This is a genomic window from Brasilonema sp. UFV-L1, from assembly GCF_012912105.1.
Lineage (GTDB): Bacteria > Cyanobacteriota > Cyanobacteriia > Cyanobacteriales > Nostocaceae > Brasilonema.
The window spans coordinates 1-10912 of record NZ_QMEA01000188.1 but is presented as its reverse complement, the minus strand read 5'-3'; the positions used below and the strand labels follow the sequence as shown (position 1 = coordinate 10912).

The following is a 10912-nucleotide window of genomic DNA, read 5'->3' as shown; positions in this document are numbered from 1 at the left end:
TTTTGTGCTTACTAGTCTAAAGTCCAGTTGATAGATACAAAAGCAATTTTAAAAAAAAAGAAATGAGAGAGAACAGGTAAAAAATAATCAATCAGGACATACGCTTCCTTATCCTGACCCGGTTTTAGATTCTAATTCTAAAGAAAAAAAAGAAGTTTTACAACCAGAAGCTGTTTTTAAAAAACTACAGCATTATCTTTCAGAATCATGTGTTATTCCTTTAGATGATATAAAGTTAGAGTCAACTGTATTTTTAGGGGAATACAGTTGGAAATCTACAGGTTCAGGTTTTTGGGGTAGTTTATCTACCAGCGAAAATTATGATGCCCCTGAAAATTCGTTAGGGATGGACACCCTAGATGGAACAGAACTGATAATTTTTATAGAAGAGGATTTTGATATCAATATTCCTGATGAGTATCACAATGTAATGACTTTGCAACAAGTTGTTGACTTGATTCTTAAGCTAGGTAACACACATAGTTGATACTTGAGTTTCAAGGTAAACCTCTAGCTACTTCTGAAGCGCCAAAATTTTTCTATATTTTGGAAAGTCACTTTCCAAAATATCTAAACAGCAGCGTTTATATATCTCTACTGCTGTCTGGTCTTCAGTTAGGGGTAGCAGTAACTCCCGGCAGAAGGAGCATCAGCTACAATCGGCTGATAGTCATCACTAGAAAATGGGCGAAAGTCCTGATGCCATTCAGCAGTCATGTTACACAACAAGCGAAACTGGAGCGGAGTCGGGACTGGATTGACGCGTTCGACGTGTACGTGTACAAGTGTTGGGTTTTGCCGCAGCATTTTCAAGGCATCATGCACAAGATAACGGGGGCAATAACCTACTATGTGATGGTCTTCTGTGTTTAAAGTCAATGCGTTGGGGTCGTATGGATTTTGAATTTCGTGAGATAACCACAACAGTTCCCCTGGTTGGGCGCGATTAATGCGTGAGGTTGCACATTGCGGCAGGTGTCGCAGTCCGTGTGCAAAAAAGTGAATATGGTACAAGCCATTTTCATCTGGCTCTGGGCAGGGGAACACCTCCAGGTGATCCGTTACTTTGCTTCCACCACTGCGAGCAAGGATGGCGATTGGATCGTCTGAGTGTTGAGGGATGTTTAGCCACTGTACAAAATTCTTGTATTCAGGGCGAGAGCGCCGCATTAATCGATTAGAAAACAAGGGAAACAACTCGACGGATTTATATACCTTGTTCAAATCGGGGAATGAAAGCAGAGGTTGAAATCCACACTCAGATTGAGCGTTTGTAGCACCGTGGGTATAAACAAACTGATATTTATCCCCGTCAAATGTTAACCGACCGATGGGGAACCAACAACGACTAATTGGATCTTGCCAAGCTAAAAACAGTGTTTTCATGGTAAAGTGTCCCGCAGCTTTAGCAGCTTATTTTGGTTAAATTCCAATATTTTTTGTGCAAATTCAATTGCTGTTTGTGATATCCATTCTGATGGAATACGCTGAAAAAGCTCTAAAGTATCATTGCTTGACACCTTTGCAAGATTGTCTAACCATACACTGCTAGCATTCGGATAGCGCTGTTGCGCTTCACGAAAAGCATCAAAAGTTTTGAGGGGTTTTGTGTCCTCTACACTAGCATAAATTGCAGAAGCACATTTTTGTGCATAGCCTGTGACGGTTTTGTTATTCAGTAATGAAAGCCTTTTATCATCAAGCAGTTCCCGTCCCATGCTAGAAGCGTGGTCATAAGTCGGTGCTAGATAAGTCTTTGATCCCAAACTGATGAACGCCCAGTTTTCATGGTGTCTATCTGTGTTTCCAATCCAAGCATCTAAAAGTAAGTAACCGACAAACGTCTCCGCAGATGTCGTGATGCCGTTTGGCGGTGTCCAGTTGACTGGTAGGTTAACAGAAGTCTGTGTTAGCGCTGTAAAAATGTTCTCTGTTGTGTGTTGAGACACTTTAAAAGATTCTGCTTTTGGATAGTCCGGTATTATCGGAGCAAGAATCTCATTACCAAGGATAAGTGAGCCACCATTAGGTAGAAATGATGGTGAAACCGTACCGCAATTGCTGTTCCAAGTAGCCAACTCAACATGGGCATGGGGCAATCCAAGCAACTCACACAACGAAGCTGCTATCTTTTCTGCCCAATCCTCACCCGTATTGAGACGAGCTTGTTTATACAGGCAATACCCTTGTTCCGGATGTTGGAACCAGAATTTGAATTTAGTTCCCATCTCCTCAGAAGACTCAGGAGCGTCTAGGGGAACTTCAATAATAGGAAACTTCTCTGCCATTATTCATCATTCAAACAGTGTGGGCATACCTGGCAGTTATCAGTAAAATACCCCTTGGAGAGTACCCAAGGGGGGATTAACATAAGTGTTTAGAAATAGATTTTAGATATAGCGGTTGATAGTAACAACTACAAAGCATGTTGTCAATATTCCAGAATTTCAAAAATATCAACAACCACACGAAAATATTTAGTTATTTATTCAAATAAAAAAAAAGACATGAAGAACCCCTAGGTATCTGTGCTTAGGGGTTTTTCAATTTCAGTCAAGCAGCTTGACTGTCTACAAAATGTCTAACATAATGTAAACAATCATTCAAAGTTGATGGGCTTACCGTGAAAGTGCCTGTGTATCGCTTCTGGATTAAACCAATCGGGCAGTGTCCGTTCAGCATCAGCTAGTTCATCACCAGCATCAGAAAGAAGTCCCCTCACAACTTTCACCCGATTCAAGGGACTACGACCGTTAGCTGAAAATTTCTGTATCAAAATTGTCCCAGCTTCCCTCATTGCTTGTGTGTTCTCTGGGTACGAAGCGTTTGTGTCATTGTGGGTGATGCCAATGACATGGACTTTGGCTTTTCTGGTATCGGTTAAATGCAACTTATAAAATTTCTCTGCTGGCTCACCAATGAGCGTTTTGAGGTTGGTATACTCATCAACTAGCACTTGCTCAGGTTGTACTTGAGTTGGTTGTTCTAACTCGTTTTTCCCTTTAATTCTTAACAGCCAACGTGAGCATAAAGCATCAAAAGAATCTGCTATTTCATCCTCTGATTCAGCTTTATTTTGAGGTTCTAGGTACTTCCAAGCTTTTTGGTTATCACCAGTGGCGTGACGGTCAATTAAGTAGTTGATAGAAGCATCTAAACAGTACTTTCTGATGAGAGCTATTGTTGCTGCTGTGTATGTCTTACCGCTACCTTGGCGACCAATTAACCATAATGGCGTCATATTGTCTATGACTTTCCATAACCATCCATCCTCATGGCTTTTGAGAGCTTCTATCAGAGATGTTTTAGCTTGTGAATCGGGTGATATACCCTCTTGTTCAGTCATAGACACTTTACCCAAAAACTTCTCACGTTCTTTATCTGCTTTAGCTGCATCTCTGAGGTTCTCTGAAATCTGCTTGTCCATCTGAGAATTAGCAGTGTCAAATTGCTTGAGTGTTGATTGATGAGTCTTATCCTGTATCTCAGTCTGTCGGTTCAACCTGTCCTGCATAGCTTCAACAGAGATAAACCCGTGCTTAATTTTCTGCTTATCCCATGTGCGGTTTGTCTGCAATGTCTTGAATTCTCTCTCACCCTGGTTACCTACCGTCGCTAGCTTAATGCAGGTCTTATAAGCCTCTAGTTCATTATGGGCTGACATTTCATCATCTTCTGACTTCTTTGACCAACACAGATAAGCAATCCCAGAAGCTACAGGAGCAACAAGAAACCATCCTACACCAGAATCAATAGCTGGAATATTTCGGATCACAAAAGATGATTCCGGTAGAGGATGTAATGCTTCAAACTGCTTCTGTTCCCAAACTTCCTTGAGAAGTTTGTGCTCATACAGGCAATATCTTCTGTCTAAATTCTCTTGTGATTCTCTTGAGTCAAATTTATTGATGTTAGCAGTAGTCGGACAAAACTTGATTGCTACCAAGTCATAAGTCCGGCTAGATTGACCTAAATACATAGTACTAGAAAGAGCAACTGTCACCCCGAAAACTGTCAAACCTGCATACGGTTTCATCTTCTTCTGGCTCCATCAATAAGAGTGTAGATACCAGCTAAACCTAATAATCCACCAATAATAAAGATTGCATTTTGTTTGTCTGATGGTAACCTATTGAATTCTGTCACCGTATCTTGTAGCCTGTTGTAAGTGGATTTTGAGGTTTCGACTACTTGAATGAAGTTACCTAAAGCCGACCAAATAACAAAAGCACTGACCAGAGTTGAGAATCCAAACTTTACTAACTTCCCCATCCCATCTACCTCAAACTGTCCATCCCTTCTGTTAACATTAAAAGCATCTAAGCAATCGCGGTTTGTGATTTGATTTATCAAGAAACAAGCTGCTATTGCTAGTCCGATTCCTTGAGTACCACTGGTTAATACTAAAAATCTAGCCAAGCTGTAAGATGTTATCCCCCAGAAGCTGACTTCAAGACCCTTAAGAATGCTACGATTCTTGTTTAATTTGTTAGTTAGTTTCTCTTTATATGCCTTAATTGACTCAATTTCATCTGGTGTAAATGCCGTGTCAGTCTCTAGAGGATAGTTGTCATTAGTAGTGCTGTTATCTTCTTTGTCGAACTGTGACATAATCAAAGTATGTTTTCATTTAGAAATTAAGCGATTCAAGCTAATAGCAATCGCTTAATTTCTATTGATTCCTAACTCAAGCAGATCAACTAAAGACTTCTCTTACCTGATTCCAAAGTTTCACTATAGGATTAGTGCTGTAATGCTTTCTTGGAATCAAGCTTAAATCGCTGTCTGAACCATTCTCTAGTAGATGCTGTATCTTCTTATCTTCATAGTCTCTATCAGCTTTCATTTGAGCTATAAAAGGCTTGTTACTGATTCCTTCTAGAGATGCTTGAGCCTCTACAGTAGCCATTTGAGCATCGACCCAAGCTTGTAGTTCAATCACGTCTAAAGCATCGTCATGACGTTGGTGCTCTTTCTCCAAGTCAGAGAAGAGTTTAGTTTTGTACTCCTCCATTAAATTGTTAAATCGGGTGTTCTCTAGGGTCATATCACCAGCAGCTTTATCAATAGCCAGTGACCCTTTAGAACCTGTTTTGTAGATGTCTGCAAGAGCAGTGTTGTACTCTTTAGTCCCATCAATATAAGCTTTTAGGTTCTCTCTGATTGTTGGCATAGCCATAAGTAAACGCTCTCCCGTCTTACCCATATCCCCGATTTGAGTAAGGGCTTTTTCATCACCGCTGATAGCGCGAACAATCAGAGCGTTGTTGATACCAAACTTTTGAAAAGTAGCTTTGGTAATTTGCTTTCCGTAGGTTGATACGTGGTCTTTTACGTACTTAGCTTTCATAGTTCATCCTTACATTGTTGATAACAGATATAACCCTGTTCAATTAATCTTTGACGTTGCTGGTTAGGTGTTAAGGGTCTTAGGCTAGTCAACATCTGAAATAACAGGGGAAGTAAGAACACTCCTACAACAACCAAATAAACTAGATTAACTGGGAACTTTGAGCCTGTTGAGGATGCTTGTAAGTTCCCTTTTTTGATGCTGTTGGGCTACCTCCATCGCGGTTTTGAACTGGTTAATTCCAGAGGTAAAGTGGTTGATGGTTGATTGATTTTTCTCAACTACCCTTCTAGTCACCCTGTCTAACATCCCATCAACTTCGCTTGCTTCTCTGGATTGTTGATAATCTACGTATGAGATGAGCGCCGATTCAATCTGATTCAATGTCTCGGTAAAGCTAGAACCAGCAGCATCAATTTTTGAAGCAATGACATCAACTTCACTAGCTGCCAGTTGAATACCCATAAGAGATGCCTTGTAGTTGACCATCCCTTTGACTTCATTCTGAGTAGTGAAGAGTGTGATTTCTTCAGGGGAAGAGTGCTCTTGTCGCTCCAGTTCTTGAGTGGTTTCTACTTCCATATCTGTCTCCTCTTCAATAGAACTCTTGCAAGAGTTGGGTAAAGGGGAAAGGGGAAAGGTTAAAGGGTTTTTATTTTCCCTTACCCCTTCCCCCTTAACCTTTTCCCCGACTTCTGCAAGAAGTCTAATTTTGGGTTGCTCTTCAATTTTGGGACATGAGCTTGACTCAATTGGCATCATATTCACTGATTCCGGCACAGAGTCGTCAGCAATGAAGTGTTGCTTAATCGCTGACAATTCTTCATCAGTCGGATGAAGAGCATCAGAATTTGAAAAGTCACAAATCATTTCCTCATCACCGTTTTCTGTTTGTTGGACTTCAATAGATTCTGTAGATTGTCCAGAAATGTCAGAAGATGTCACTAATTCTTTATCGTTCGTTTTATCCATCATTTCTTGTGCAGGCTCAACTACGCTCAAAGCTTTAGACTGCTTAACGAAGTATTCTTTGACAGCTACTTCCTGTTCTTTAGTCAAGTCATCCAGATTTTCTACGCTTGTCAAACAATAACTAAGAATTATTGAAGGTTTGACAGTATTCTTTAAAGCAGAGTAGATACGCTTAATGACAGGGTGTTTTGTGTTATTCATTCTTAATTTTCCTTGACGACTTTTAGATTCTGTTTACGGTAACTGTAGGCATAAGCCTTTAGCATCACATTCAAAACTTGCTCACACTCATAACTTTTTATAATACTAAAACCTTCGCCTAAACCATCCAGACACCATCGATACTTAGTACTTTTTGGGACATCAAAGTTAGAAATCAAGTCCCATATTTCTTTGCCCGTTAAAGTCTCATTCTTATAACTAATCTGTGAGACTTTTGATAGAATCACCAAATACGATGTCAGTGGAATTTTTACTCTGCCTAGTGATTTACGAAAATTTACAAAAGCTGATAGGTTTTCTTTGGTAAAAGGCATGAAAGATTTATCAAAAGCTTTTTTAACCCTTGACCAATGAGAATCAGAAACCTGATGACCTATTAAGCTTTGGTAGTGCTTTCTAAGTAAGGCAGATTGTGTAACTGCCATAATCGCGATTTCTCAAACATCGACAATTTCAATATAGCAGAATATAGCAGAATATAGCAGCTAAAATCTGCTAAGACAGGGGGAAGAAATTTGTATGGGACAATCAAAGTAGCTGATATTAGCAGGTTTTAGCAGATGACCGTAGACAAATACAGAGGTAAAAAGATAAGTGTGGTGTTTCCCCAAGAACTTTTTGAGGTGATAGAGAAACTGGCAACAGATGAATCTAGAAGCAATTCAATGATGGTTGTACAACTTTGCAAGGAAGCACTAAAGCAAAGAGGTTTACAATATTGATATTTTATCATACATAAAACTAGCTATTAATACGTAAACAAGAATTCTCATTAATCGATTGCGCTAATTCGAGACATTGTAGTCTGAAACCCTTATTGTTTCGTTATACAGCACCAAGTACAGAACGAAATAATAAGGGTTTCAAGCGTTCCGTCGCCTGTACCAAGTACCCATTTTTGCGCTGAAATGAGAATACTTAACGTAGTTTTAGGGGTCGTGGCGATTTTTGAATGAGAATCTTCTTTTCTGACCTTAGAGAAACCATAGTATTCGCCACTGCACCGACTAGTTCCCCCCAGTGCAATGGCTCTGATTGGCTTGATAACAGCGTGATGAAAATTACATAGGGATGATTCCATGCTCAGATGTGGCATTGTGACTCATCCATCAGTATGTTTGTTATTAAAGAAAAACAGTTGCTCAAAACAGCTTCTCTCTGTATGCTCGCGCATCACAAAGTGAAGAACACTTTTGGCTCGCGCGGCTCGAATAGTAGGCGTTGTCGTAGCAATAGAATAAAAAATCCTGTACCAACACGCTCAAAGCATCTCCGTCGATTATTATCTAAAAGAAAAAGCCATGCAAATTAATACCCAACTCAATGAAAGCGATGCCAGCAAGCTGGCTTACATTCAACAGCAGACCAATCAGGATGTAACAGAGGTGGTTAAACACGCCATAGACCTCTACTACCAGCAGCTTCAGGTTAAACACAAAAAACCACTGGCGCTGCTAGAGCAAACTGGCTTTATTGGCTGTGGGGAAGCCGAACCAAATCTTTCTGTCACGGGGTCTTACACGTAAAAAATTTAGCCAGCCCTCATACCACGACTCACCGTGGGGCAATACAGATCAACAAAACAAGGTGTCGCATCCTGCTAGAAAAACTGGCAGCCTTATTACAACGCGTACCCGTCTTGTCTCACAGATCAACAGAACAAAGGCTGCCAGTTTTTTGTCGCTTAGTCCCTCGGCATGGCTAAATTTTTAGGGGACAATGCGTCAATTACAAATCCGTTCTGCAAACCAAATTGCAGTCCAAATATGGTAATCGCTGATTCTGGTTTCTGGTTAGCTGCTATACAGAACTTGACCAAACTTATTTAAAGCTCGCCATTCAACTAAAGTTTCCTTTAGAGGGTCTGCTTCTTGCTTCTACCAAGGGAGTCGGCTCCTACTTGTCCACAAGCGTAAATTCGGGTGTAGCCCACCCTATTTTTGAAGTCAAATATTTTTTGAAGCTTTTAGCCACTCGTCATCGGTTATTTTCAGCAAATTTAAGAAATCGTGGACTTCTGTTTGACCTTTTTACAGGCTTGCTAGTAATGACCGCGACTGTGGTTTACAAAGCGCGAGAATTTAGCCTTGGTTAAGGGCATTAATTTGAGTATACCAGATACCGCAAACACAATACATCTCCAAAAACTTACTGAATTTTCCCAACTTTAACAAAGGTGTGATAATGTTTCTGGCAATTTAGTAATACTCTTGCCAATCGGCGGGATGATTATCATGAAAGGGCGCAACTCGCCCTTACTAAATTTAACGAACCCCTAATTACTACGGGCGTGTATCGTTACTGAAACTTGCTACCTGTTGCTGGACCGGATGGGCAATCAAGCCCAAAGGAAGTTTATTGATAGTCTGTCCATCGGGGCTTTTGAAATCTTTGACCTGCAACCGAGTCATGGCGGACGTATTAGTGAACTTATGGAAAAATATGCTGATTTACCTATGGATTTGGCAGATGCATCTTTAGTTATTCTGGCAGAGCATTTAGGACATGGACGTATCCTTTCCACGGATCAACGGGATTTCAATACGTATCGCTGGAAAAATCGACATCACGCATGAAAACCTGATGTCCATGACTTAATGATTTAACTAAAGTGACACAAGGTGTACTTGGATTGTGCCGAGATAAGAGCAAGTGCGATTCGTTCCCACCTTTACAGACCTTCCTCAACTCCAATACACGGAGAAGATTATAAAGGAATCGATGCGACTGTATCCCCTTGGCTGACAGCCTTACCGTGAGGTCAGCCGTGACTGTGATTTGGAATCGATATCATTGCTGCTATCAACTGTTGCGCTTTGCTGTTTCAACAATTCTCAAGCTGTTGAGTGACTTGAAATCGATATCATTGCTGCTATCAATATCATTGCTGCTATCAACGGGAACGCGCTCGCAAAATGCGAGAAAGCTCTCGCAGAGTGGGAAATAGCGGTTACCAGGCAGTTTGGGTTTTTACGTAGCAATTAAAGTGCTTACAAATATCAGGGATGCCGAGTAGCGAGCTGATATCTCATTTCCATCGCACTCCGCCGAACGCAACAAAAAGCTGGTTCTTTCTCTAGTCGTTTTATACCACAATAGTAAAAGCGCAAGCAAATTTATTGGGTTTTTGACCCCCTTTTGATGTATAAGGTTACGTAAAGACCTATTATCGTCACCTGATTTTTATGTCCGGTCGCATCGTCAAAGTAGCTAATAATACTTTACCTCCAGTGGTTTCGTGGTGGCAAGCGCCTGATGTTTTGGCGATGTTGTTGGCAGAGAAACGCAGTCAATCCACTCGTAAAGCTTATGACCGGGATATTAAGCATTTCTTCTTAACTATGTTTGGGGTGGAATCTACTGCGGAGTACGTTGTGCGGTTTTTGGCATTGTCCCAGGCGCAGGCGTTGTCGTGGGTGGTGCGGTATAAAGCAGCGATGATAAAGCAGGGGCTGTCTGAAGCAACGGTGAACCGGAGGCTGTCGGCGCTTCGGGCGCTGGTGCATAAGGGTCGGGTGTTGGGGGTGTGCAATTATACCTTGGAGGATGTTAAGGGTGAGACGGTGATGAAGTACCGGGATACCAGCGGTGTGACTCCCCAGGAGTTTAAGCAGATATTACTGACTTGCGATCCGACGACGGCGAAAGGGGTTAGGGATTATGCTCTACTGCGTTTGCTTTGGGATAATGCTTTGCGTCGGGGGGAGATTGCGGCGTTGACTATGGGGGATTTTGACCGTCAAAATAGTAAGTTGTTGGTGTTGGGTAAGGGACGCGGTAGCCAGAAGGAAAAGCTTGATTTGACTCCTAAGACTAGGGATGCGATTTGTTATTGGTTGGCGTTTCGGGGGTTGGCGTCAACGAAGGATGCTTTGTTTGTGGCGTTGGATTTGAATACACCGGGGCATCCTTTGACGGATGCTGGGATTGCCAAGATGGTGAGAACTAGGGCGAAAAAGGCGGGTATTAGCAAGCGGTTAAGTCCGCACCGCATAAGGCATAGTTCTATTACAGCTGCGTTGGATGCGGGGCAAAGTGTGCGGGAGGTGCAGAAACTCAGTCGGCACAGCAAGTTGGAGACGTTGATGATTTATGATGATAATCGGCAGCAGCATCAGTTGAAGGTGAGTAGTGTGCTTGCGGATTTGGTTTGATTGAGCATGATTAAAATTCTAGAGTCGGGTAGGGATTAAGTTACAGTTCCTTACCCCAGAGCGGTTTAGTTTTTCATACAGCTTGAAAAATCTTTAATATGACTTTTCAGGTTATCCTGGCAATTATACTAAATGCAGAATGACAATGATATAGATGACCAAGGTAATTTCACTTTTCAATCAAGCAGGAGGTGTCGCCAAAACGACGACGGCT

13 protein-coding genes are annotated in these 10912 nt (G+C 41.4%); 6 read left to right on the top strand and 7 right to left on the bottom strand.

What is annotated here, in order from left to right:
- Positions 1-346: 346 nt before the first annotated feature.
- The gene (locus tag DP117_RS31255; RefSeq protein ID WP_169222079.1) at positions 347-487 is read left to right on the top strand and encodes a hypothetical protein; all 141 of its coding nucleotides are present in this window, start codon (positions 347-349) and stop codon (positions 485-487) included.
- Positions 488-615: 128 nt separating this feature from the next.
- On the opposite strand, the gene DP117_RS31250 is transcribed toward DP117_RS31255, so the two are convergent.
- The 7 genes from DP117_RS31250 to DP117_RS31220 form a co-directional block, all read right to left on the bottom strand.
- Positions 616-1386 (bottom strand): HIRAN domain-containing protein, encoded by a 771-nt coding sequence (locus DP117_RS31250; RefSeq protein ID WP_169222078.1) that lies wholly within the window; start codon positions 1384-1386, stop codon positions 616-618.
- Positions 1383-2288: a HipA-like protein gene (locus DP117_RS31245; RefSeq protein ID WP_169222077.1), complete on the bottom strand. Its 906-nt coding sequence runs from the start codon at positions 2286-2288 to the stop codon at positions 1383-1385. Before DP117_RS31245 ends, DP117_RS31250 begins: the two co-directional genes overlap by 4 nt.
- A gap of 311 nt (positions 2289-2599) precedes the next feature.
- Positions 2600-4036, bottom strand: coding sequence for an ATP-binding protein (locus tag DP117_RS31240; protein WP_169222076.1), 1437 nt, complete (start codon positions 4034-4036; stop codon positions 2600-2602).
- Positions 4033-4611: a hypothetical protein gene (locus DP117_RS31235; RefSeq protein ID WP_169222075.1), complete on the bottom strand. Its 579-nt coding sequence runs from the start codon at positions 4609-4611 to the stop codon at positions 4033-4035. Before DP117_RS31235 ends, DP117_RS31240 begins: the two co-directional genes overlap by 4 nt.
- Positions 4612-4696: 85 nt before the next feature.
- Positions 4697-5350, bottom strand: coding sequence for a hypothetical protein (locus tag DP117_RS31230; RefSeq protein WP_169222074.1), 654 nt, complete (start codon positions 5348-5350; stop codon positions 4697-4699).
- Positions 5351-5497: 147 nt separating this feature from the next.
- Positions 5498-6523, bottom strand: coding sequence for a hypothetical protein (locus tag DP117_RS31225; RefSeq protein ID WP_169222068.1), 1026 nt, complete (start codon positions 6521-6523; stop codon positions 5498-5500).
- 2 nt (positions 6524-6525) lie between these two features.
- Positions 6526-6969, bottom strand: coding sequence for a hypothetical protein (locus DP117_RS31220; RefSeq protein WP_169222073.1), 444 nt, complete (start codon positions 6967-6969; stop codon positions 6526-6528).
- A 135-nt stretch (positions 6970-7104) separates the two neighbouring features.
- Here DP117_RS31220 and DP117_RS31215 point away from each other — a divergent pair, with 135 nt between their 5' ends.
- From DP117_RS31215 to DP117_RS31195, 5 genes are all read left to right on the top strand, one after another.
- The gene (locus tag DP117_RS31215; protein ID WP_169222072.1) at positions 7105-7266 is read left to right on the top strand and encodes a hypothetical protein; all 162 of its coding nucleotides are present in this window, start codon (positions 7105-7107) and stop codon (positions 7264-7266) included.
- A 579-nt stretch (positions 7267-7845) separates the two neighbouring features.
- A complete protein-coding gene (locus DP117_RS31210) occupies positions 7846-8070 on the top strand; it encodes a CopG family transcriptional regulator (protein WP_169222071.1) in 225 nt (74 codons plus the stop codon).
- A gap of 804 nt (positions 8071-8874) precedes the next feature.
- The gene (locus DP117_RS31205; protein ID WP_248277914.1) at positions 8875-9120 is read left to right on the top strand and encodes a hypothetical protein; all 246 of its coding nucleotides are present in this window, start codon (positions 8875-8877) and stop codon (positions 9118-9120) included.
- A 76-nt stretch (positions 9121-9196) separates the two neighbouring features.
- A complete protein-coding gene (locus DP117_RS36705; RefSeq protein ID WP_169222070.1) occupies positions 9197-9289 on the top strand; it encodes a cytochrome P450 in 93 nt (30 codons plus the stop codon).
- 440 nt (positions 9290-9729) lie between these two features.
- Entirely contained in the window at positions 9730-10698 is a 969-nt protein-coding gene (locus DP117_RS31195) for a tyrosine-type recombinase/integrase (protein WP_169222069.1), read from the top strand.
- The last annotated feature ends 214 nt before the right edge of the window (positions 10699-10912 follow it).

Excerpts from the sequence above, each read along its gene's own strand:
- DP117_RS31235 (WP_169222075.1), bottom strand. The coding sequence starts at position 4,611 with ATGTCACAGTTCGACAAAGAAGATAACAGCACTACTAATGACAACTAT.
- DP117_RS31245 (WP_169222077.1), bottom strand. The coding sequence starts at position 2,288 with ATGGCAGAGAAGTTTCCTATTATTGAAGTTCCCCTAGACGCTCCTGAG.
- DP117_RS31195 (WP_169222069.1), top strand. The coding sequence starts at position 9,730 with ATGTCCGGTCGCATCGTCAAAGTAGCTAATAATACTTTACCTCCAGTG.
- DP117_RS31230 (WP_169222074.1), bottom strand. The coding sequence starts at position 5,350 with ATGAAAGCTAAGTACGTAAAAGACCACGTATCAACCTACGGAAAGCAA.
- DP117_RS31205 (WP_248277914.1), top strand. The coding sequence starts at position 8,875 with ATGGGCAATCAAGCCCAAAGGAAGTTTATTGATAGTCTGTCCATCGGG.
- DP117_RS31225 (WP_169222068.1), bottom strand. The coding sequence starts at position 6,523 with ATGAATAACACAAAACACCCTGTCATTAAGCGTATCTACTCTGCTTTA.
- DP117_RS31215 (WP_169222072.1), top strand. The coding sequence starts at position 7,105 with ATGACCGTAGACAAATACAGAGGTAAAAAGATAAGTGTGGTGTTTCCC.
- DP117_RS31210 (WP_169222071.1), top strand. The coding sequence starts at position 7,846 with ATGCAAATTAATACCCAACTCAATGAAAGCGATGCCAGCAAGCTGGCT.
- DP117_RS31240 (WP_169222076.1), bottom strand. The coding sequence starts at position 4,036 with ATGAAACCGTATGCAGGTTTGACAGTTTTCGGGGTGACAGTTGCTCTT.
- DP117_RS31250 (WP_169222078.1), bottom strand. The coding sequence starts at position 1,386 with ATGAAAACACTGTTTTTAGCTTGGCAAGATCCAATTAGTCGTTGTTGG.
- DP117_RS31255 (WP_169222079.1), top strand. The coding sequence starts at position 347 with ATGGACACCCTAGATGGAACAGAACTGATAATTTTTATAGAAGAGGAT.
- DP117_RS31220 (WP_169222073.1), bottom strand. The coding sequence starts at position 6,969 with ATGGCAGTTACACAATCTGCCTTACTTAGAAAGCACTACCAAAGCTTA.